Here is a 22,994-nt window from a genome sequence, read left to right on the forward strand (position 1 = left end):
CTCAGGCGGTCTCTGCCTCGCTGGATGCATGGACTGTCTGTGGGCTGGGTGTGCGGATCAGATGATCAAAGGCGCCCAGGGCGGCCGTCGAGCCAGCCCCCATGGCGATAATGATCTGCTTGAACGGCACGTTGGTCACGTCGCCCGCGGCGAAGACGCCCGGCATTGACGTGGCGCCACGGCTGTCAATTTCGATCTCGCCGTGCCGGCTCAAGGTCAGGCTACTGTCCTTCAACCACTCGGTATTGGGCACCAGACCAATCTGCACAAAAATTCCGGCCAGGTCGATCTGCTTACTCTCACCGCTGACCCGGTCAATATAGGTCAGGCCATTCACCTTGTTGCCATCACCCCGCACTTCGGTGGTTTCGGCGTTCTTGATGATGGTCAGATTGGACATGGAGCGGGCCTTGCGCTGAAGCACTTCATCGGCACGCAGGGTGTCGCTGAACTCCAGCACGGTGACATGCTCGACCAGCCCGGCCAGGTCAATGGCCGCTTCAATGCCGGAGTTGCCCCCGCCAATCACGGCGACGCGTTTGCCCTTGAACAGCGGGCCGTCACAGTGTGGGCAGTAGGCTACACCCTTGCCACGGTATTCCTGCTCGCCGGGTACGTTCATTTCCCTCCAGCGTGCACCGGTGGCGAGAATGACCGAACGACTGCTCAGGGTAGCACCGCTGGCCAGTTCGACCTTGAGCAGCTCGCCACCAATCAATTTACTGGCCTGTTGTTCGGTGATCAGGTCAACCTCGTATTCCTTGACGTGCTGCTCGAGGTGGGCGACCAGCTTCGGGCCCTCGGTGTAGGGCACGGAGATGAAGTTCTCGATACCCACGGTGTCCAGCACCTGGCCGCCAAAGCGCTCGGCTACCAGCGCAGTACGGATACCCTTACGCGCGGCGTAAATAGCCGCAGCGGCACCGGCGGGACCGCCACCCACAATCAGTACTTCGTAGGGTGCACGTTCACTCAGCTCGGCGGCCTTGCGCTTGGCTGCGCCGGTATCCAGCTTGTTGACGATGTCCGCCAGACTCATCCGGCCCTGGCCAAAGAGTTCACCGTTCATATAAACAGCCGGTACCGCCATGATCTGACGGCTTTCTACCTCATCCTGGAACAGCGCGCCGTCGACCATCACATGACTGATGTTCGGGTTCAGTGTGGCCATCAGATTCAGGGCCTGAACGACGTCTGGGCAGTTCTGGCAGGACAGAGAAATATAGGTTTCGAAATGGTACTGACCTTCCAGATTGCGGATCTGCTCAAGCAGCGCCGGATCGGCCTTGGAGGGGTGTCCGCCGGTTTGCAGCAGAGCCAGAACCAACGAGGTAAATTCGTGGCCCATCGGGATGCCGGCAAAGCGCACGCGCGGCGCTTCTCCCGCCACGGCAACGGCCATGCTTGGCGTGCGCTGATTGGCGCTGGCAACCAGACCGATTTTGCTCGACATTTCGGCAATTTCAACAGCCAGGGCATGTAGCTCCTGTGCTTTCGGGCTGTCATCGACGGACACGCTGAGTTCAATCGGTTTAACGATGTTCTGCAGGTACGTGTCCAACTGTTTTTTCAGATTCGCGTCCAACATGAGCGTGTCCATCCTGATAAGTATGAAATGCAGGCAATAAAAAACCCGGCCCGCCGACCGCAGTGGTTTACACGGCGGCGGGTCGGGTGTGCGGCGCGTGCTTAGATCTTGCCAACCAGATCCAGAGACGGAGCCAGGGTGGCCTCACCTTCTTTCCACTTGGCCGGGCAGACTTCGCCTGGGTGGGCGGCAACATACTGGGCAGCCTTTACCTTGCGCAGCAGTTCGGAAGCGTCACGGCCAATGCCACCGGCATTGATTTCAACGATCTGGATTTTGCCCTCGGGATCGATAACGAAAGTACCACGCTCGGCCAGACCGGCTTCTTCGATCATGACGCCGAAGTTACGGGTGATGGCGCCGGTCGGATCGCCCAGCATGGGGTACTGGATCTTGCCGATGGTTTCGGAGCTGTCGTGCCAGGCTTTGTGCGTGAAATGGGTATCGGTGGATACCGAGTAGATTTCCACGCCCAATTTCTTGAATTCGGGATAGTTGTCCGCCAGGTCGCCCAGCTCGGTCGGGCACACAAAGGTGAAGTCTGCCGGGTAGAAGAATACGACTGACCATTTGCCTTTCAGGTCGGCTTCGCTGACCTGAACAAACTCACCGCCGTGGAAAGCAGTTGTGTTGAAAGGTTTGACTTCAGTATTGATGATAGTCGTCATCAGTAATCTCCTTGATGGATTGGATAGGTAGGTTTGGAAGACGTGAGAAATATACGTCTCTCCCATAGGGAAATGAAATAAATTCAAGCTAAGCAATGGATAGTTAAAAGCTATTTATGGCCTGTTATTCATGCTTGGGATTAAATAGATAGGCTTGATTCAGATCAAATACAGCATTCATCTGATCTATTTAACTGAGTTTGGTAGGCGCTCAAGATACCCTTTCCAGAAGTCTTTGGCCAGTTGTGCTCAGTTTGCCCAAGCCCTGTGAAGGTCATATGAAAGCCGTCAGACCTCAGTTCAAGGGCCACGCTCAAGAGGAATGCATCATGGATTTTTCCTATAACGCCAACACCCAGGCCCTGCGTCAGCAACTCAGGGACTTTCTCGACACCCATATAGTCCCGCGCATCGGCGCCTGGCAGCAGGAAGTCGCCGCCGGTCAGTACCCGGTGTCCTTCATGGCCGACCTCAAGGCGCTGGCCAAGGAAGAGGGGCTGTGGAACCTGTTTCTGCCCAGCCTGCGGCCTGATGAGCCGGGGCGCGGTCTGAGCAATCTGGGCTACGCGCCGCTGGCGGAAATCATGGGCCGCGTCAGTTGGGCCTCAGAGGTGTTCAATTGCAATGCACCGGACACGGGCAACATGGAGCTCTTGCATCTGTTTGCCAGCCCGGAACAGAACCGCCAATGGCTGCAACCCTTACTGGCCGGGGAGATGCGCTCGGCCTTCGCCATGACCGAGCCGGATGTGGCCTCATCTGATGCCAGCAATATCCAGACCTTGATCCGCCGCGAGGGTGACGAGTACGTGATCAACGGGCGCAAATGGTTTATCACCAATGCCTCGCACCCGGATTGTGCCTTCCTGATTGTTATGGGCAAAACTGATCCCGAGACGGAGGCTCACCGCCAGCAGAGCATGATCATCGTGCCCTTCAATACCCCGGGGGTTGAGTTGCTGCGCAATATTCCGGTGATGCATCACATTGCCCCGGAAGGTCACAGTGAGCTGTTGCTGCGTAATGTACGGGTGCCAGTGAGCAACCTGCTTGGACAGGAGGGAGACGGCTTCATGATGGCCCAGGCCCGCCTTGGTCCTGGTCGTGTGCACCACTGCATGCGTGCCATCGGTATGGCCGAGCTGGCGCTGGAGTTGATGGTCGACCGCGCCCAGGAGCGCAAGGCCTTTGGTCGCTACCTGCACCAGCACGGCAGTATCGGTGACTGGATCGCCCGCTCGCGCATGGAAATCGAACAGGCCCGCCTGCTGGTGCTGAAAACCGCCTGGATGATTGATGAGGTAGGCGCCAGGGCCGCACGCCGGGAAATCGCCATGATCAAGGCAGTGGTGCCAGGCATGCTCGCCGGGGTGGTGGACCGGGCCATTCAGGTATTCGGCGCCATGGGCCTGACCCCCGATACGCCGCTGGCGGATCTCTGGATAGCCTCCCGTGCCCTGCGGATTGCCGATGGTCCGGACGAGGTGCACCTGCGCAGCATTGCCCGGCTGGAGATTGACGCCAGCAAGGACAGGCGCGGCAGCAGCAGCGATTATCTGACCCCGCCAGATAGCCTGCGGCGTTAAAGGCGTTGCTGGAAATAATGGGCCTGACCTGGGCATGCCCCAACAGAGGTAATGTCTGCTCCTCGGTATTTCGGTAAAGTACCGCTATGACCTTTGAACAGGACGAGCCGATGTTGACGCACCTGAATGCCCAGGGCGAGGCCAATATGGTCGATGTGACCGCCAAGGCCAATACTGAACGCGAGGCGCTAGCCGAGACACTGGTGCGCATGCGCCCCGAGACCCTGCAGATGATTCAGCAGGGCGGCCACCCCAAGGGTGATGTGTTTGCCGTGGCGCGCATTGCCGGCATCATGGCGGCCAAGCGCACGCATGAACTGATTCCGCTCTGTCACCCGCTGTTGCTGACCAGTATCAAGGTGCAGTTGAGCGCGGAATTGCCGGATGCGGTGCGCATTACCGCACGCTGCAAGCTGGCTGGGCAGACCGGTGTCGAAATGGAGGCCCTGACCGCCGCCAGTATCGCTGCCCTGACCCTCTATGACATGTGCAAGGCGGTAGATAAGGGCATGGTTATCGAGTCAACACGCCTGCTGGAAAAGCTTGGCGGCAAGAGTGGGCACTATCAAGCGGGAGAGCATGCATGATCACCCTGCACCTTTTTGCCCGCTACCGTGAAGTGCTTGGCGTCGAGCAGCAACAGCTGGACTGGCATCCGCAGCTGACCTCGCTGCGCGCCCTGCGCGATAGCTTGCTGAGCAGGGGAGAGGGCTGGCAGGTGCTGGCCGAACCACGGCTGATGTGCGCCCTGAACCAGGAGATGGTCAGCCTCGATGCGCCGCTGCAGGATGGCGACGAAGTGGCCTTTTTCCCGCCCGTGACCGGGGGTTGATATGACGGTTACTGTCCAGACCGCCTGTTTTGATCCCGGCGCCATGCTCAACCGCCTGCACGCCCAGCAACTCGGGGTAGGGGCGGTGGTCGGTTTTACCGGCTATGTGCGCGACTTCAATGACGGTCAGGAAGTGGCGGGCATGCTGCTCGAACACTATCCGGGCATGACTGAAAAGGCCCTGCAAAGCATAGTCGAGCAGGCCCAGGAGCGCTGGCCGCTGCTCAGCGTCGAGGTATTGCACCGGGTCGGGCGCCTGGAGCCCGGCGAGCCGATCGTCTTTGTCGGCGTCAGCTCCGCACACCGGGCGGCGGCTTTCGAGGCCTGCCACTTTATTATCGACTACCTGAAAACCCGTGCACCCTTCTGGAAGAAGGAAGACAGCGCCGAGGGCCCGCGCTGGGTGGATGCCCGCGAGAGTGATACGCAAGCCTTGGACAAGTGGCGCTGCCCATAATGCCCTGCTGAGCTACCCCCAAGGGGGAATACAGTACCTGCTTCTGCCTTGTCATGCTGCGGCAAAGCCCTTTGGAGCAGCGCCCATGTCCCACCTGCGACAGACCGAATTCACCCCGTTACCCATAGCCGTGCTGACCGTCAGTGATACCCGCTCACTGGCAACCGATGACTCCGGCCAGACCCTGGTTGATCGCCTGCACAGCGCCGGTCATCACTTGGCCGATCGCCAGCTGTGTATCGACGATATCTACCTGCTGCGCGCCCAGGTATCGCAATGGATAGCCGATCCGCACATAGCCGTGGTGCTGATTACCGGCGGCACCGGCTTTTCCGCCCGGGACAATACTCCGCAAGCGCTCAGCCCACTGTTCGACAAGGTCATGGACGGCTTTGGCGAGTTGTTCAGGCAACTGTCCTTTGCCGAGATTGGCACCTCGACCGTGCAATCCCGCGCCCTGGCAGGGTTTGCTAATGGCACGCTGATCTGTTGCCTGCCTGGCTCGCCAGGGGCTTGCCGCAGCGCCTGGGATGGCATTCTCGTCACGCAACTGGATGCGCGCAGCAAACCCTGCAATGTGGTGCCGCACCTGAGCTTGACCCAGACGCAGGCATTGGCTAGCTGTGGTACACGGGCATGACCGCCTGCACCTGCGAACGCCCGCATGGGCAGAAATGGCTGCCGGTCGATGAAGCCATAGCACGCCTGCTGGCTCAGGCGCCGGCTCCACCGCCCAGCGAGTGGGTAGCGCTCGACGCGGCTTGTGGACGGATAGTGGCTGAGCCCCAATTCGCGCGTCTGGATAGCCCGGCCTGGGACAACAGTGCGATGGATGGTTATGCCCTGCGCGCCGCTGATCTGCCTGCTGCAGGCGGCTGGTTGCCGCTGGCTGGGCGCATTGCCGCAGGGGAAGCCGCAGCGGCCCTGACGGCCGGCCACGCAGTGCGTATTTTTACCGGCGCGCCTTTACCCGCTCTGGCCGATACCGTGGTGGCCCAGGAGGACGTGCAACTGCACGCCGCTGGCGTGCAGTTGCCGCCGGTACAACCGGGTCAGCATGTGCGCAAGCGCGCCGAGGAGAGCAGCGCCGGCGCCTTACTATTGTCGGCAGGACGGCGTTTGCGTGCCCAGGACCTGGGGCTGCTGGCCAGCCAGGGGATTGACCAGCTACCGGTTTACCGGCCGCTGCGTGTGGCGCTGCTGAGCAGCGGCGATGAACTGCGTGAACCGGGTCAGCCGCTGGCGCCGGGCCAGATCTACAACGCCAACCAGCAGACGCTGGCCAACCTGCTGCAGGGCTGGGGCTGCCAGCTCAGCGGGATTCGGGTCATGCCCGACAGTCTGTCTCAGACCTGCGAACAACTACTGGCCGCCGCAGCAAATGCCGACGTGCTGATCAGCTCCGGCGGTGTGTCAGTAGGCGAGGAAGATCATCTGAAAGCCGCGGTACAAAAGCTTGGGCGGCTCGATCTGTGGCAACTGGCGATTCAGCCGGGCAAGCCGCTGGCTTTCGGTGCGGTGGCCGGAACGCCCTGGATTGGCCTGCCGGGCAATCCGGTGGCGGTCTGGATTACTGCCTTGATCATTGCCCGGCCCTGGTTGCTCAAGGCCCAGGGACGGGATGAGCCAGCAGCGACCGGCTGGTTGATGCCTGCGGCTTTTGACTGGCCCAAGGCCAAGCCGCGGCGACAGTTTCTGCGCGCCAGGTTGCAGACAGGCGCAACCGGTCAGCAGGTCATTCTGCACCCGCAGCAGGGCTCAGCCATGCTCGCAGCAGCCAGTTGGGCAGATGGTCTGGCCGATATTGGCGCCAATGCGACATTGGGTCACGGCGATCCGGTGCGTTACTGGCCCCTGTCCGAACTGCTCTATTGATCCGTATCAAGGACCGAGCACGCCTGCTGCGGCACAGTGCCGTTTGATCTGACCCAGGGAGCCAACTATGCAACTGGTCTGTCCCGCCGGCAGCCTACCGGCATTAAAAAACGCCATTCGGCAAGGTGCCGATGCGGTCTATACCGGCTTTCGCGACGATACCAACGCGCGGCATTTCGCCGGCCTGAATTTCACCGATAGCCAACTTGAAATCGGGCTGCAGTTGATTCGCAGTGTCGGCAAGCAGCTGTATATCGCTGTTAATACCTATGCCTTGCCGGACGGTTGGAAGCGCTGGCAACGCGCCGTCGATCAGGCTGCGGATCTGGGGGTGGATGCTCTGATTGCGGCTGATCCTGGAGTACTTGCCTATGCTAGCCGTGTGCATCCGCAACTGCCTCTGCACTTGTCGGTACAGGGCTCCGCGACCAATGCCGCCGCGCTGGATTTCTACCACCAGCACTATGCTATTCGCCGTGCGGTGCTGCCGCGCGTGCTGTCGCTGAATCAGGTGCGTCAGGTTGCCGAGGCCAGTCCGGTGCCGGTGGAGGTCTTTGCCTTCGGCAGTCTGTGCATCATGGCCGAGGGCCGTTGTCATCTGTCTTCCTATGTGACCGGGCAATCGCCGAATCTCTGTGGCGTCTGCTCTCCAGCTTCTGCCGTGCGCTGGAGCCAGGAGCCGGACGCGCTGAGTTCAAGGCTCAACAATGTATTAATTGATCGTTATGAGTCCCACGAAGCAGCGGGCTATCCGACCCTGTGCAAGGGCCGTTTTATGGTCAACGGCAAGCGCTTTCATGCGCTGGAGGAGCCAACCAGTCTGGATACCCTGGATCTGATTCCGCAATTGACCGCCATCGGTGTGGCGGCGGTAAAAATTGAAGGACGGCAACGCAGCCCGGCCTATGTTGAGCAGGTCACCGGCGTCTGGCGTCAGGCGCTGGACAGCTACGCCCAGCAGCCTGAGGCCTTCAAGGTATTGCCGCAGTGGAGTCGGGCGCTGGCCAATCTGTCAGAGGGCAGCCGCACCACCCTGGGTGCCTACCACCGAGCCTGGCAATAGGAGGCAAGCATGCAACTGACCCTTGGACCTATTCTGTTCTACTGGCAACGCCAGCAGATCATGGATTTTTATGCGCAGGTGGCCGAGCAGCCACTGCAGCGCTTTTATCTGGGCGAAACGGTGTGTGCCAAACGCCGGGCCCTGTCACTGGATGACTGGATGGGGCTGGCGCGGGATCTGCGCAGTGCATCCGGGGCTGAGGTAGTGCTGTCCGGTCTGTCGCTGATCGAGGCGGCCTCCGAGCTGTCGAGCTTGCGCCGGCTCTGTGATAACGGTGAGCTGATGGTTGAAGCCAATGACATGGCGGCGGTGCAGTTTCTCAGCAGCAAGGGGTTGTCCTTTGTCGGTGGTCCGGCGCTGAATCTGTATAACGCCTACGCCGTCGATGAGCTGAGCAGACGCGGCATGCAGCGCTGGGTGCCGCCGGTGGAGGTGTCGCGACAATTGCTGATGGCCCTGCGCGATCAGGCCGGTCAGGCGGGCTTGCAACTGCCGGAGATCGAGGTCTTTGCCTGGGGCTATCTGCCGTTGGCCTACTCGGCACGCTGTTTTACTGCGCGGGCGGAAAATCTGCCCAAGGACGATTGCGGCTTTGTCTGTCAGCATTACCCCGAAGGCATGCCCTTGCTGACCCAGGAGGGCCAGCCACTGTTTACCCTGAACGGCATTCAGACCCTGTCCGCGGGTGTCACCAATCTGCTGGCTGAGTACCCGCAGATGCAGGCTATGGGTATCACGGCATTGCGTCTGAGTCCGCGGCTGCAGGGCATGGCCGAGATAGTCGCGAGCTTTGATCAGGTGCGCCATGGCGCCGAACCTCCCTTGGCGGTGGACGGCTGCAATGGCTACTGGCATGGCCAGCCGGGTATGCTGCGGGTCGAGGAGCTCGGCCTGTGGTAACGCTGAGCCAACTGAGCTTGCGTCTTGCCGAACCACTATTGCCGCTGGGCCGGCATATTCCCTTCACGCTGCAGCGCCTGCTGCTGGAACAGCTGATGGCCCGTTGGCTGGCTGAACCGCTAGTGGCCGGTGACTTTGACCTGTTGCAGGGCCGCTGCCTGCGACTGGTCATCGAGGACCTCGGTCTGGCCTGGAATCTGACCCGTGGGCGCCTCGGACTGCAGTTGTCCGAACATGGCCAGGCAGATGTCTGTATTCGCGGCAACTGGCGCGCCTTTCTGCTACTGGCCAGCCGACAGGAGGACCCGGACACGCTGTTCTTCCGCCGGCGTCTGGTCATCGAGGGCGATACCGAACTGGGACTGGCGATCAAGAACCTGCTCGACAGCCTGGACCCCGACAATCTGCCGCCCCGCCTGTGGCAGACCCTGCAATCTCTGGGTCGCGCTGCGGCCGGATTTGACTTTGATCAAGGCGCATTGAATCCCCAGAGCTGAGCATGGAGCCATCCACAGGAGGCGCCATGTCCCGCTCAGCCCAACCCCTCGTTTACGCCTGCTCCGGTTGCTCCAATGTGGCGCAACTGGCCAATAGTCTGGCCCTGCGGCTCGACCGTCAGGGTCTGGCCGAGATGTCCTGCATTGCCGGTGTCGGTGGTCGGGTCCCGGCATTGGTCCGCACCGCGCAAAGTGGCCGGCCCATCATCGCTCTGGATGGTTGCCGTCTGCACTGCAGCAAGGCCTGTTTGCACCAGGTTGATGTCCAGCCTGACCTGCATATGACCCTGAGTGATTTTGGCCTGCGCAAGCGCTTTGGCGAGGACTGCAGCGACCAGGATATCGAGGCTCTGGACAAGCAGATTCGTGCGCTCTGGCAGCAGCACCTGGAGCAAACCTGTGGCACCGATTCCCCCTGAGTAGAGGTAGCCTGTATGCAAAAAATCACTGCAGCACTAGTCGTGGCGGGTCTGGCTGCGCCGGGTAGCCTGCTGGCCGGGGTCAGCCCTGAACAATGGCTGGCCGATGGCAAGATCAACCTGGACCTGCGTTATCGTTACGAACAGGTAGAGCAGGACAACGCCCTGCGTGACGCCCATGCGCAGACCCTGCGTACCCGCCTTGGTCTGCAAAGTGCCGAGCTCTACGGCGTCAGTCTGCTGCTCGAAGCAGACAACGTCAGCCGGGTTGGCGATGCGCGCTACAACTCGACGCGCAACGGTCAAACCGAGTATTCCGTGGTCGCTGATCCGGATGGTACCGAGATCAATCAGGCCCTTCTCAGTTACCGGCATGCACTGGCAGAATTGCGGCTCGGGCGGCAACGCATCAATCTGGACAATCAGCGCTTTATTGGCGGGGTCGCCTGGCGTCAGAACGAGCAAACCTTTGATGCCGCGCAGCTGTTGCTCAAACCCCTGGCGGGTATGGCCCTGAGCTACAGCTACATTGATCAGGTCAACAGCATTTTCGGGCCGGACGGCAGTCATGGTTTTGCTGCCGGGCCAGCCAATATCGAGGGGCACAGCCACCTGCTAAACCTCAGCTATGAATGGATCCCGGCAGTCAAGCTCACGGCTTATCAGTACCGGCTTGGGCTGGATAATCTGCTTGCTGGCAACCAGTCGAGCATTACCTCGGGTCTGCGCCTGTCCGGTCAGCATGACGGCTGGGAATACGTTGCCGAACACAGCTGGCAACGCGAGCACGCAGACAATCCACAGCAACTCGACAGCCGCTATCACCTGCTGGAACTGGGACGTCATATTGGCGCGTTGCAGCTCAAGGCCGGCCATGAAGTGCTCGGCGCTGGCGACCAGCCCGGAACGGCCTTTCAAACGCCGCTGGCCACAAAGCACCTCTTCCAGGGCTGGGCCGATGTCTACCTGACTACCCCGGACGATGGTGTGCGCGATCTCTGGCTGGGTGGCAGTTATCCGCTGTTGGGCGGACGGCTGCAGGCCTGGTATCACGACTACCGGGCTGACAAGGCTGGTGACCGCTATGGTCGCGAGCTGGATCTGGCCTGGGGCAGGGCGGTGCCCGGAATCAATGGCCTGCATGCGCTGGTGAAGTACGCCCATTATGATGCGCGGGATTTTGCCGTGGATACCAACAAGCTCTGGCTGCAGCTGCAATACAGCCTCTGATCCATGGTCTGAGCCGGGCCGCCTAGCCCGGCTTCAGTTCAGGTCAGGTCAGGTCAGATTGTTCTCTACTACCCAGACTGCTGCTTCCGTGCGTGAACGCATGCCGAGTTTGTTCAACAGGCGTTTGACATGGACCTTGACCGTGCCCTCGGTAATTTCCAGTTTGCGCGCAATCATCTTGTTGCTCAGACCCTTGGCGATATGTCGCAGTACATCCTTTTCACGTTTGGTCAGGCTGGAGGCCTTGATCTGGGTGGTGGTCTTGCTGCGGCCACGGATGGCCTCGGCCAGCACCAGGTTCAACTCCGGGCTCAGGGCCAGTTTGCCGCGTGCCGCCAGACGTATCTGCTCGACCAGGTGTTCGGCATCCATGTCCTTGAGCAGATAACCGTCGGCGCCATTGCGCAGGGCTTCGAGTACGTGCTCATGGTCATCCGAGACGGTGAACATGATGATCCGCGCATCGACCTGTTCGTCGCGCAGGCGTTTCAGGGTCTCAAGACCGTCCATGCCGGGCATATTCAGGTCCATCAGGATCAGATCGGGTTCCAGGCGGGTGACCAGCTCCAGGGCTTCCTGGCCGCTGCCGGCCTCACCGATCGGCTGCATGTCGGCTTCCATGGCCAACAGATCACGCAGACCGCGGCGCATCATCGGGTGGTCGTCTACCAGCAGAATCTGAATAATGTCCTCGTCAGCCATGGCTGGGTTGTTCCTCATGCAGGTGAATGCGTTTGTAATCCGGGGTGAAGTCCATGCTGACACAGGTGCCGCGGGTTTTGCCGCGGGTAATACTGATGTTGCCCTGCAGGCTGTTGGCGCGCTCGCGCAATATGCTCAGGCCATAGTGTCCGGTTGGGCTGTCCTCGACCTGAATACCCACGCCATCATCCTCAATGCGCAGGTGAATGGTGCCGTGCGAATCCTGACTGAAGCTGACCCGGCAGTGACTGGCTCGGGCATGCTTGATGACATTGCTGAGGGCCTCACGGGTTACCTGCAGGCAATGGATTTCCTCATTGGGTGTCAACGGGCAATGTTCCAGCGGGAAGACCAGGTCGATGATCACCCCGGAGTTGCTGCTGAACTCCTTGACCGTGGCCATCAGCGCGGGTTTCAGACCGGGCTGGTCAAGCTTGATGCGGAAGGTTGTCAGCAGTTCGCGTAACTGTCGGTAGGCGGCATTGGCGCCGGCCTCGATTTCGTTGATGGTGGCATTCAGGGTCAGACTGTCACTGCCCTGGGTGGCCTGGCGCTTCAGCCGCGCCAGTTGCAGTTTCTGCGCCGACAGGGCCTGGGCCAGCGAATCATGCAGTTCGCGAGCAATGATGGTGCGCTCCTCCATCAAGGCCAGCCGTGCCTGCTTTTCACCCAACTGATTCAAACTCAGCGAGGCGGCAAAGAGATCAGCCAGGGTGGTCATCAGCTGTGATTGCCAGCCTTCCAGCTGTGCACCACTGGCCAGTTCCACCCTTAGGTTGCCGAGGTGAGCCTGTCCCGAGTCGAGGGCAAAGCTGACCAGGTGTCCGCCATTGGGCAAGGTGCCGGCAGTCGTATGGGCCGGGCACTGCTCACAATCCGGCAAGCGACAGTAGGCCGGTTGCAACAGATCAATCGAGGTCATGGCGACATAGCTGTCGCTGCTCTGTTCGCGATTCAGGCACAGGCTGACCGGTCCGCTATGCAGTATCTGTTGCACCTTGCCGAGCATATGCCCCATCAATTGCTGGGGATCCTTGGGCTGGCGGTAAAGCATCTGGGCGCTATTGAACAACAGCTGCAGGGTTTCGTTGCTGCGCCGCAGGGCAGCAGTTTTTTCGCTGACCTTGTTCTCCATGTGCGAATACAGCTCTGCCAGCTCGGCACTGGTCTGATTCAGGGTGCGCCCGAGCAGACTCAGCTCGGTATCGCCGGTCACCTGCATGCGTGCATTGAAGTCGCCCTGACCGACCTTGCGGGCCATGGCAGTCAGGCCGCGCAGGGGGCCAGCAAGATTATTGTGCAGCCGGTAAATCAGCACGAAGGCAATGATCACGATAATAAACAGCGTGCTGATATGCAGAATCCGGATAACGCCCAGTTTCGACTCCGAGGCCTGTTGCAGGCTGTGTACAAAAACCTCCAGCTCGGCGGTGAAGTCATCCAGTTGAGCTATGTAAGGTGCGGCCGAGGCATCGGGTTGGCTGGCCAGGGGCAGCATGGTCTGTTGCCAGTGCTCACGCACGCGCTGATAGTTGTCGCTCAGCGGACTGTTGGGGTGACGGCGCAGGGTGGACTGCAGCACCGGGCCTGACAGCGTCGCATTCATGCCCTTGATCTGTTCCTCCAGCAGCGGCTGCTCGGCGCTGCTCAAACTCACGGCAATACGGTAGGACTGCATGCGCAGGCTGCCGGCCTGGTTAATGGCGGCGGCATCGCCATTCAAGGCGTCGGCAACGTACAGGTTACCCAGCAGACTTAACACCGACACGCTGATGATCACCACAAAGGCCAGCAGGGTGTCGAACACCACCGAATGTTTCGGGTTCATCAGGTCGGACGGTTGCTGCGTCATGGGCAAGGCAGTTCCAAGGGGGGTGTGATGAGTTGATTGTGGGCTAATCGGGCTTGATTGCAATTCCCCAGGTGGGTATCCCGAAAGCCCCGTGGTTGATTACAGATAGCCTTGGACGGGGCAGGGATGTATGGCAAGTATATGAATAGTATAGAGTTTATTTTTTATAAAGGGATACCCAGGAATAGGTAGTCAGCTCGGCGAGCTCCCGCGGCGCACTGCTGCGCATTGATACAGGTCAACTTTTACAGCCTATCCTCCGCTTAGTTTGCAGGCATGCAGCCGGGTATCCGGAACTGCCAGCACACTATCGAGGATACGCCATGAGCAACATCAAGAAATGGGATGTGGAAGACCCGGTCTTCTGGGAATCGACCGGCAAGAAGATTGCCAGTCGTAATCTGTGGATTTCGATTCCCAGTTTGCTGATCGGCTTTGCCGTATGGCTGATGTGGGGAATCATCACGGTGCAGATGCTCAATCTGGGCTTTCCCTTTGCCCCGGCTGAACTCTTCACACTGACCGCGATTGCCGGTTTGACCGGGGCTACGCTGCGGATTCCGGCGTCCTTCATGATTCGTATCGCCGGTGGCCGCAATACCGTATTCCTGACCACCGCGCTGTTGATGATTCCAGCCTTTGGCGCCGGCATGGCACTGCAGAGCACCGACACGCCACTCTGGGTGTTTCAGCTGCTGGCGTTTATCTCGGGTATTGGTGGCGGCAACTTCGCCTGTTCGATGAGCAATATCAGTGGCTTCTTCCCGAAGAATCAACAGGGCCTGGCGCTCGGTCTGAATGCCGGTCTGGGCAATTTCGGCGTGACCACCATGCAGATTCTTATCCCCTTGGTGATGACCGCCGGGGTGTTCGGTGCCTTCGCCGGCGGCTCGATGATCCTGACCCAGGACAGCGGTACGCTGATCGGCCGGATTGCGGCAGGTACCCCGACCTGGATTCAGAACGGCGGCTTTGTCTGGCTGGTGTTTCTGGTGCCGCTGGCCTTTGCCGGCTGGTTCGGCATGAGCAACCTGTTACCCATTACCCCCAACCCCGGCAATCCCCTGGCAGCCTTTGGCAAGATACTGGGCTTGTATGGCGTCGGCTTTATCGCTGCGGGTGTGGGTCTGTATCTCTACTTGCCTGCGCCGGTCGGACTGGGGGTGCTGAACATGTGGGTGGCCATGCTGCTGATCATGGGTGCGACCCTGGGCATGCTGCGTCTGCTGCCTGGCACGATCAAACCCAATATCAAGCGCCAGTTCGAGATTTTCCGCGACAAGCACACGTGGTCCATGAGCGTGCTGTACATCCTGACCTTTGGCTCCTTTATCGGTTTTTCCATGGCCCTGCCGCTGTCGATCACGGTGATCTTCGGTTTCATGAACGAGGTGGCCGCTGACGGCACAGTGACGCGCGTGGCTAATCCGAATGCGCCCAGTGCTCTGACCTACGCCTGGATTGGCCCCTTCATTGGCGCCCTGATTCGCCCGCTCGGTGGCTGGGTCTCGGACAAGGTGGGCGGCTCGATAGTTACCCAGTTGATCTCGGTGGTCATGGTGGCGGGCTCTGTGGCGGCTGGTTATGTGATGCAGCAGGCCTACGGCTCCAGCCAACCCGAGCAGTACTTCTTCCTGTTCCTGGCCCTGTTCCTGCTGCTGTTTGCCGCCTCCGGGATTGGCAATGGCTCGACCTTCCGCACCATCGGCGTGATCTACGACCGCGAAAAGGCCGGCCCGGTACTGGGCTGGACCTCGGCGGTGGCGGCCTACGGCTCCTTTGTTGCGCCGATTGTTATCGGTGAACAGGTCAAGGCCGGTACCCCTGAAGTGGCGATGTACGGTTTTGCCGTGTTCTACGCCCTGTGCCTGGTACTCAACTGGTGGTTCTACCTGCGCCGCAATGCCTACGTGAAGAACCCCTGAGCCTGGAGATGACCATGAGAATCATGCTTGCCTACGACAACTCACGCAACGCCAGAAAGGCCCTGCAGGCCACCATCGACATGTTCAAGCCGCTCAAGCCGCTGATCATGCTGGTGGGGGTGGTGGAGGGCAGTCTGGATACCAGCGATGTCAGTACGGAAAAATTTGAGCAGGACAAACGCGAGTTTCAAAGCTTTCTGCGCGAGGCCGCCGAGCTGGTCGGTCAGCAGGGCCTGGATGCCGAGGTGATCATCGCCGAAGGCGATGCACGCAAGATGATCCTCAAGGCCGCCGAGCACAAGAAACCGGACCTGCTGGTCATCGCTCGTCATTCCAATGAGCCGGACGGCGGCTTTATCTCTCGCTCACTGAACCTGCTGGTGGATGAGCTGGATTACATGACCTTTGGCAGTGTCAGTGCCTTTCTGGCACGTCGGGCCCCGTGCCCGGTGTTGATCCAAGCCTGCCCCTGATCGAGCGGAGAAAAAGCCATGAAAGTTGCTGACGTATTCAAGTTCCGCAATCCGGAGATCAGAGCCCTGCACCTGACCTGGATCGCCTTCTATATCTGTTTCTTTGTCTGGTTTGGTATGGCGCCTTTGGCCTCCAGCATGCTCAAGAGTCTGAACTGGCTCACGCCTGACGATATCAAGCTGTTCGCCATTGCCAACGTGGCCCTGACCATTCCGGCTCGCATCATTGTCGGCATGGCCCTGGATCGCTGGGGGCCACGCCGGGTGTTTTCGGTCCTGATGGTGATCATGGCCTTGCCGGCGCTGTTCTTCGCCTTTGGTGACACCCGCACCCAGTTGCTGGTTGCACGCCTGATTCTCGGCTCCATTGGTGCCAGCTTTGTGGTCGGCATCCATATGACCGCCATGTGGTTCAAGCCCAAGGATATCGGTTTTGCCGAGGGCTTCTATGCCGGCTGGGGCAACTTTGGCTCGGCCGCTGCGGCCATGAGCCTGCCTGCTATTGCCATACACATCTTTGGTGGCCCGGAGGGCTGGCGCTGGTCGATTGCCACCTCGGCCATCATCATGGCGGCCTACGGGGTGTTCTACTGGTTTGCCCTGACTGACGGTCCTCCCGGTACCGTGCAACACAAACCGAAAAAAGCCATGGCCATGGAAGTCAGCAGCTGGGCTGACATGATCAAGCTGATTCTCTGGACCATTCCCATGGTCGGGGTACTGGCGATCTTGGTCTGGCGCATACAGAACATGGGCTTCCTGTCGATGACTGGAGCGGTGATCTGCTATCTGGTGATTGCCCTGGTGGTGTTGTACCAGGTGGTGCAGATCCTGCGGGTCAATATCCCGATCCTGAAAAAGGGCGTGCCGGAGGACGATAAATACCCCTTCAACACAGTGGCTGCCCTGAACTCCACCTATTTCGCCAACTTTGGTGCTGAACTGGCGGTAGTCTCCATGCTGCCGATGTTCTTCGAGCTGACCTGGGGTCTGACGCCAACCACCGCAGGTATCATTGCTGCGTCCTTTGCCTTCGTCAATCTGGTCGCCCGGCCCATGGGTGGGCTGGTCTCCGACCGCATGGGCAACCGCCGTTTTGTCATGCTTGCCTACATGCTTGGCATCGGTATCGGCTTCCTGCTCATGGGGTTGATGAACGAGAAGTGGCCGCTGCTGATTGCTGTGGCGGTGACTGTGGCCTGTTCGGTCTTCGTACAGGGTGCCGAGGGCGCCACCTTTGGCATCATTCCTTCGATCAAGCGGCGCATCACCGGGCAGATCTCTGGCATGGCCGGTGCCTACGGTAATGTCGGCGCAGTGTGCTACCTGACCCTCTTTACCTTCGTAACGCCCTCGCAGTTTTTCATGATTATTGCGTCCGGTGCCTTTATCAGCTTTGTCCTCTGTTTTATCTGGCTCAAGGAGCCTGAGGGTGCGTTTTCCGAGGAGTACTACGTGTCCTCGGTGGACCGAGAACTGGAGGCCAATCATCACCCGAGCTGAAGCCGCTTCAAGACTGTGCGGCCCGGTCCGGGCCGCGATAACGAACTGATGAGCCGACCGGTCGGACACGCATCCGCACCGGCATGAGGAGAAAAACCATGAGTCACCTGCTCGATCAATTGCGCTTTTTCAACCGCAAACAGGATGAGTTTGCCGATGGTCACGGTGAGACCCGCAAGGAGTCCCGCGACTGGGAAAATGTCTACCGTGCACGCTGGCAGTACGACAAGATCGTGCGCTCGACCCACGGGGTCAACTGCACCGGGTCCTGCTCCTGGAAGATCTATGTCAAGAACGGTCTGATTACCTGGGAAACCCAGCAGACCGACTACCCGCGCACCCGCCCGGATCTGCCTAACCATGAGCCGCGCGGCTGTCCGCGCGGTGCCAGCTACAGCTGGTATATCTACAGTGCTAACCGGCTCAAGTACCCCAAGGTACGCAAGCCGCTACTCAAACTCTGGCGTGAAGCGCGAGCCAAGCTTGATCCGGTGGATGCCTGGGCGAGTATTGTCGAGGATGCCGACAAGGCGCGCAGCTACAAGAGCCAGCGCGGCCTTGGCGGTTTCATTCGCTCGAGCTGGGATGAAGTCACCGAGATCATTGCCGCCGCCAACGTCTATACCGTCAAGCAGTATGGCCCGGACCGGGTCATTGGCTTCTCGCCGATTCCGGCCATGTCGATGGTCAGCTACGCGGCGGGTTCGCGCTATTTGTCGCTGATCGGCGGGGTGTGCCTGAGCTTCTACGACTGGTATTGCGACCTGCCGCCGGCCTCGCCGATGGTCTGGGGCGAGCAGACAGACGTGCCGGAGTCGGCCGACTGGTACAACTCCAATTACATCATTGCCTGGGGTTCCAACGTACCGCAGACCCGCACACCGGATGCGCACTTCTTTACCGAGGTGCGTTACAAGGGTACCAAGACGGTCTCGATTACCCCGGACTACTCCGAGGTCGCCAAGCTCACCGATCTCTGGCTGAACCCCAAGCAGGGCACTGATGCCGCCTTGGCCCAGGCCTTCAATCATGTGATTTTCAAGGAATTTCACCTTGAAAAGCCCAGCGCCTATTTCACTGACTATGTGCGCCGCTATACCGATCTACCGATGCTGGTGCTGCTGGAGGAGATGGAGGGTGGTTACAAGCCGACGCGCTTCCTGCGCGCCTCGGATCTGGACGGCCAACTGGGTCAGGACAACAACCCGGAATGGAAAACCATTGCCATCGACAGCACCGACGGGCAACTGGTGTCGCCGCTGGGTGCTATCGGTTACCGCTGGGGCGAGTCCGGCAAGTGGAACATTGAAGCCCGCGAAGGTGGCGAAGGCCGTAACGTGGCGTTGCAGCTCTCGTTGCTGGAAGACGGCGAGGCGGTCGAGGTGGCCTTCCCGTACTTTGGCGGCCAGTTGCATGACCATTTCCAGCAGGCCAATGGTGAGGAGATCCAGTTCCGCCGTCTGCCCAGTAAAACCCTGAGCCAGGCCGATGGTCGCAACCTGCGGGTCGCCACGGTGTTTGATATCCAGGCGGCTGGTCTGGGTATCTGTCGTGGTCTGGGCGGCAGCAACGTGGCCAGCAGCTACGACGATGCCAGCGTGCCCGGCACGCCGGCCTGGCAGGAGCAGATTACCGGTGTCAGCCGTGAAAAGGTCATTCAGGTTGCCCGTGAGTTTGCCGACAACGCCGACAAGACCAAGGGCCGCTCGATGATCATCGTTGGCGCGGCGATGAACCACTGGTACCACATGGACATGAACTACCGCGGGCTGATCAACATGCTCATGCTCTGCGGTTGTGTCGGACAGAGTGGCGGTGGCTGGGCGCACTATGTTGGCCAGGAAAAGCTGCGGCCGCAGACCGGCTGGCTGCCATTGGCCTTTGGTCTGGACTGGAGTCGTCCGCCACGACAGATGAACGGCACCAGCTTCTTCTACAACCACAGTTCACAGTGGCGTCACGAGAAGATGAGCGTGCATGAAATCCTCTCGCCGCTGGCGGACAAGGCCCAGTTCCCCGAGCATATGCTCGACTACAACATCCAGGCCGAGCGCGGTGGCTGGCTGCCCAGCGCCCCGCAACTGAACCGCAACCCGTTGGCGATCTGCCGCGAGGCCGCGGCACTGGGCATGGATCCTAAAGACTATGTGCTCAAGTCGCTGCAGGACGGCACATTGAAATTTGCCTGTGAACAGCCGGACAACCCGGACAACTTCCCGCGCAATCTGTTTATCTGGCGTTCCAACCTGCTTGGCTCATCGGGCAAGGGCCATGAGTACATGCTCAAGTACCTGCTGGGTACCGACAAGCACGGAGTAATGAACGAGGATCTGGGCAAGCGCGACGGCGTCAAGCCGCAGCAGGCCGAGTGGGTTGATGACGGCGCCGTGGGTAAGGTGGATCTGGTCACGACCCTGGACTTCCGTATGTCCTCGACCTGTGTTTACTCGGATATTGTCCTGCCGACCGCGACCTGGTACGAAAAGGACGACATGAACACCTCGGACATGCACCCCTTTATTCATCCGCTGTCCGCGGCCATTGATCCGGCCTGGGAATCCAGGTCCGACTGGGAAATCTACAAGTCCATCGCCAAGGCCTTTTCCGAGGTCTCCCAGGGCGTGCTGGGTGTGGAACAGGATCTGGTTACTGTACCCATGCTGCATGACAGCCCCGGCGAGCTGGCGCAGCCGTTCGGTGGTACCGATTGGAAAACCGCCGGAGTGGCACCGGTCCCGGGTAAGAACTGCCCGAATATGGTGGTGGTCGAGCGTGACTTCCCCAGTACCTATAAAAAGTTTACCTCGCTCGGTCCGGCGCTGGAGAAGCTCGGCAATGGCGGCAAGGGCATCAGCTGGAACACCGATGACGAGGTGGCTTTCCTCGGCAAACTGAATCACGACGTGCTGGAGCCGGGCGTCAGTCAGGGCCGGCCCCGGATCAACACGGCGATTGATGCCGCCGAGGTCATCCTCAGCCTGGCACCGGAAACCAACGGCCATGTCTCGGTCAAGGCCTGGGCAGCACTGTCCAAGTTTACCGGCCGCGACCACAGCCATCTGGCGGTGGGCAAGGAGCACGAGGCGATTCGCTTCCGTGATATCCAGGCGCAGCCGCGCAAGATCATCTCCAGTCCGACCTGGTCGGGGTTGGAAGACGACCATGTCAGCTACAACGCCGGATACACCAACGTCCACGAGTACATTCCGTGGCGCACTATTACCGGCCGTCAGCAGTTCTTCCAGGATCACCCCTGGATGCAGGCCTTTGGCGAGCAGTTGATGAGCTATCGGCCGCCAATCAATACCCGCACCACAGGCTATGTGAAGGGCAAGAAGCCGAATGGCAACAGCGAGATCGTGCTGAACTGGATTACTCCGCACCAGAAGTGGGGTATCCACAGTACCTACTCGGACAACCTGCTGATGCTCACCCTGAGCCGCGGCGGACCGATCATCTGGCTGTCGGAAACCGACGCGCTCAAGGCCGGTATCGAAGATAACGACTGGGTCGAGTGTTTCAACGCCAACGGTGCCCTGGTGGCCCGTGCCGTGGTCAGTCAGCGGGTCAAGGAGGGCATGGTGATGATGTACCACGCCCAGGAACGCATCGTGAACATGCCGGGCAGTGAAATGACCGGCACCCGTGGCGGGCACCACAACTCGGTGACCCGCATCGTGCTCAAGCCCACCCATATGATCGGCGGTTATGCCCAGCAGTCCTGGGGATTCAACTACTACGGCACCGTCGGCTGCAACCGCGATGAATTCGTGGTGGTACGCAAGATGAGCAAGATCGACTGGCTGGACGGGCCAGAACACGGCGGCCTGGGGGGTGATGCATTGCCCCAGCCGTTACCCCGGGATATCGAGTGAGGAGACAGCCATGAAAATACGTTCACAAGTAGGCATGGTATTGAATCTGGACAAGTGCATTGGCTGCCATACCTGTTCGGTTACCTGCAAAAACGTCTGGACCAGCCGTGAGGGCATGGAGTACGCCTGGTTCAACAACGTCGAGACCAAGCCCGGTATCGGCTACCCCAAGGAGTGGGAAAACCAGGACAAGTGGAAGGGCGGCTGGAAGCGCAACAGCAATGGCTCGATCAATCCGCGTATCGGCGGCAAATTCCGCGTACTGGCGAACATCTTCGCCAACCCGGACATGCCGACCATCGACGATTACTACGAGCCCTTTGATTTCGATTACCAGCATCTGCATACCGCGCCGTCTTCAGCTCACCAGCCGACGGCGCGCCCACGTTCGGCGATTTCCGGCAAGCGCATGGAAAAGATCGAGTGGGGCCCGAACTGGGAGGAGATTCTCGGCACCGAGTTTGCCAAGCGGCGCAAGGACAAGAACTTCGACCAGATCCAGGCAGACATCTACGGTGAGTACGAAAACACCTTCATGATGTACCTGCCGCGTCTGTGCGAACACTGCCTGAATCCAACCTGTGCGGCGGCCTGCCCGAGCGGGGCGATCTACAAGCGCGAGGAAGACGGCATTGTCCTGATTGACCAGGAAAAGTGCCGCGGCTGGCGCATGTGCATCAGCGGCTGTCCGTACAAGAAGATCTACTTCAACTGGAAGAGCGGCAAATCCGAGAAGTGCATTTTCTGCTACCCGCGCATCGAAGCCGGTATGCCGACTATCTGTTCGGAAACCTGTGTCGGGCGCATTCGTTATCTGGGTGTACTGCTGTATGACGCCGACCGTATCCATGAGGTGGCCAGCACCCCGAGCGAGCAGGATCTGTACGAAGAGCAACTGGGGCTGTTCCTTGACCCCCATGACCCGGCCGTGATCAAGCAGGCCCTGGCCGATGGTGTGGCCTTGTCAGTGATCGAGGCTGCGCAGCAGTCACCGGTGTACAAACTGGCGGTGGACTGGCGTCTGGCTCTGCCGCTGCACCCGGAATACCGCACCTTGCCGATGGTCTGGTACGTACCACCCTTGTCACCGATCCAGAATGCCGCCGAGGCCGGCAAGGTCAGCATGAACGGCATTCTGCCGGACGTCGATAGCCTGCGTATTCCGTTGCGCTATCTGGCCAACATGCTCACCGCCGGTGACGAACAACCGGTCAAGCTGGCGCTCAAGCGGCTGCTGGCCATGCGTGTTTACAAGCGTGCCCAGCAGGTCGATGGCGTCGAGAACCTCAAGGTGCTGGAGGACGTGGGTCTGACCAAGGCACTGGCCGAGGACATGTATCGCTATCTGGCGATTGCCAATTACGAGGACCGCTTTGTAATTCCCACTGCGCACCGCGAGGAAGCCATGAGTGAAGTCTTTGGCGAGCGCAGCGGTTGCGGCTTCAGTTTTGGCAGTGGCTGCAGTGGCGAATCCGATGTGAACATGTTCGGCGGCAAAAAAGCCACCAGCCGGGATGTCCTGAAAACCGTACAGATCTGGGAGGATTGA

At 59.9% G+C, this 22,994-nt stretch carries 20 protein-coding genes; 16 read left to right on the forward strand and 4 right to left on the reverse strand.

What is annotated here, in order from left to right; genetic code table 11:
* Position 1 precedes the first annotated feature (1 nt).
* Positions 2–1,588: an alkyl hydroperoxide reductase subunit F gene (ahpF, locus tag AC27HQ_RS05075; protein WP_487154963.1), complete on the reverse strand. Its 1,587-nt coding sequence runs from the start codon at positions 1,586–1,588 to the stop codon at positions 2–4.
* A 101-nt stretch (positions 1,589–1,689) separates the two neighbouring features.
* Positions 1,690–2,256, reverse strand: a complete 567-nt coding sequence (gene ahpC / locus AC27HQ_RS05080) for an alkyl hydroperoxide reductase subunit C (RefSeq protein ID WP_487154965.1) — start codon at positions 2,254–2,256, stop codon at positions 1,690–1,692.
* 329 nt (positions 2,257–2,585) lie between these two features.
* Between ahpC and AC27HQ_RS05085 the strand changes: the two genes are divergently transcribed.
* From AC27HQ_RS05085 to AC27HQ_RS05135, 11 genes are all read left to right on the forward strand, one after another.
* A complete protein-coding gene (locus AC27HQ_RS05085; protein ID WP_487154966.1) occupies positions 2,586–3,842 on the forward strand; it encodes an acyl-CoA dehydrogenase family protein in 1,257 nt (418 codons plus the stop codon).
* Positions 3,843–3,952: 110 nt separating this feature from the next.
* Positions 3,953–4,429, forward strand: a complete 477-nt coding sequence (gene moaC, locus AC27HQ_RS05090) for a cyclic pyranopterin monophosphate synthase MoaC (protein WP_487155019.1) — start codon at positions 3,953–3,955, stop codon at positions 4,427–4,429.
* Entirely contained in the window at positions 4,426–4,674 is a 249-nt protein-coding gene (gene moaD / locus AC27HQ_RS05095; RefSeq protein WP_487154968.1) for a molybdopterin converting factor subunit 1, read from the forward strand. The genes moaC and moaD overlap by 4 nt, the downstream gene beginning before the upstream one ends.
* 1 nt (position 4,675) lies before the next feature.
* A complete protein-coding gene (gene moaE / locus AC27HQ_RS05100; RefSeq protein ID WP_487154970.1) occupies positions 4,676–5,131 on the forward strand; it encodes a molybdopterin synthase catalytic subunit MoaE in 456 nt (151 codons plus the stop codon).
* An 85-nt stretch (positions 5,132–5,216) separates the two neighbouring features.
* On the forward strand, positions 5,217–5,771 hold the full coding sequence (moaB, locus tag AC27HQ_RS05105) for a molybdenum cofactor biosynthesis protein B (RefSeq protein ID WP_487154971.1): 555 nt from the start codon (positions 5,217–5,219) through the stop codon (positions 5,769–5,771).
* Entirely contained in the window at positions 5,768–7,006 is a 1,239-nt protein-coding gene (locus AC27HQ_RS05110; RefSeq protein WP_487154972.1) for a molybdopterin molybdotransferase MoeA, read from the forward strand. Before moaB ends, AC27HQ_RS05110 begins: the two co-directional genes overlap by 4 nt.
* 67 nt (positions 7,007–7,073) lie before the next feature.
* Positions 7,074–8,069: a ubiquinone anaerobic biosynthesis protein UbiU gene (gene ubiU / locus AC27HQ_RS05115; protein WP_487154973.1), complete on the forward strand. Its 996-nt coding sequence runs from the start codon at positions 7,074–7,076 to the stop codon at positions 8,067–8,069.
* 9 nt (positions 8,070–8,078) lie between these two features.
* Positions 8,079–8,969 carry a U32 family peptidase gene (locus tag AC27HQ_RS05120; protein WP_487154974.1) on the forward strand — a complete coding sequence of 297 codons (891 nt, stop codon included), beginning with the start codon at positions 8,079–8,081 and terminating at the stop codon, positions 8,967–8,969.
* A complete protein-coding gene (ubiT, locus tag AC27HQ_RS05125) occupies positions 8,963–9,466 on the forward strand; it encodes a ubiquinone anaerobic biosynthesis accessory factor UbiT (RefSeq protein WP_487154975.1) in 504 nt (167 codons plus the stop codon). Before AC27HQ_RS05120 ends, ubiT begins: the two co-directional genes overlap by 7 nt.
* Before the next feature lie 26 nt (positions 9,467–9,492).
* On the forward strand, positions 9,493–9,885 hold the full coding sequence (locus AC27HQ_RS05130) for a putative zinc-binding protein (RefSeq protein ID WP_487154976.1): 393 nt from the start codon (positions 9,493–9,495) through the stop codon (positions 9,883–9,885).
* A gap of 15 nt (positions 9,886–9,900) precedes the next feature.
* Positions 9,901–11,115: an alginate export family protein gene (locus AC27HQ_RS05135; RefSeq protein WP_487154977.1), complete on the forward strand. Its 1,215-nt coding sequence runs from the start codon at positions 9,901–9,903 to the stop codon at positions 11,113–11,115.
* A 48-nt stretch (positions 11,116–11,163) separates the two neighbouring features.
* Here the strand turns inward: AC27HQ_RS05135 and narL are convergent, their stop codons facing one another.
* Together narL and AC27HQ_RS05145 are read right to left on the reverse strand one after the other, a co-directional pair.
* Positions 11,164–11,835 carry a two-component system response regulator NarL gene (gene narL, locus AC27HQ_RS05140; RefSeq protein WP_487154978.1) on the reverse strand — a complete coding sequence of 224 codons (672 nt, stop codon included), beginning with the start codon at positions 11,833–11,835 and terminating at the stop codon, positions 11,164–11,166.
* Positions 11,810–13,669 (reverse strand): type IV pili methyl-accepting chemotaxis transducer N-terminal domain-containing protein, encoded by a 1,860-nt coding sequence (locus tag AC27HQ_RS05145; protein ID WP_487154979.1) that lies wholly within the window; start codon positions 13,667–13,669, stop codon positions 11,810–11,812. Before AC27HQ_RS05145 ends, narL begins: the two co-directional genes overlap by 26 nt.
* 323 nt (positions 13,670–13,992) lie before the next feature.
* Here AC27HQ_RS05145 and AC27HQ_RS05150 point away from each other — a divergent pair, with 323 nt between their 5' ends.
* The 5 genes from AC27HQ_RS05150 (at position 13,993) to narH (ending at position 22,994) form a co-directional block, all read left to right on the forward strand.
* Positions 13,993–15,594, forward strand: a complete 1,602-nt coding sequence (locus AC27HQ_RS05150; protein ID WP_487154980.1) for an MFS transporter — start codon at positions 13,993–13,995, stop codon at positions 15,592–15,594.
* Positions 15,595–15,608: 14 nt separating this feature from the next.
* A complete protein-coding gene (locus AC27HQ_RS05155) occupies positions 15,609–16,067 on the forward strand; it encodes a universal stress protein (protein WP_487154981.1) in 459 nt (152 codons plus the stop codon).
* Positions 16,068–16,085: 18 nt separating this feature from the next.
* On the forward strand, positions 16,086–17,570 hold the full coding sequence (locus AC27HQ_RS05160; protein WP_487154982.1) for an MFS transporter: 1,485 nt from the start codon (positions 16,086–16,088) through the stop codon (positions 17,568–17,570).
* Between the two features lie 98 nt (positions 17,571–17,668).
* On the forward strand, positions 17,669–21,445 hold the full coding sequence (locus AC27HQ_RS05165) for a nitrate reductase subunit alpha (protein ID WP_487154984.1): 3,777 nt from the start codon (positions 17,669–17,671) through the stop codon (positions 21,443–21,445).
* 10 nt (positions 21,446–21,455) lie between these two features.
* The gene (gene narH, locus AC27HQ_RS05170; RefSeq protein WP_487154985.1) at positions 21,456–22,994 is read left to right on the forward strand and encodes a nitrate reductase subunit beta; all 1,539 of its coding nucleotides are present in this window, start codon (positions 21,456–21,458) and stop codon (positions 22,992–22,994) included.

It is taken from the genome of Halopseudomonas sp. 4NH20-0008, from assembly GCF_057548395.1.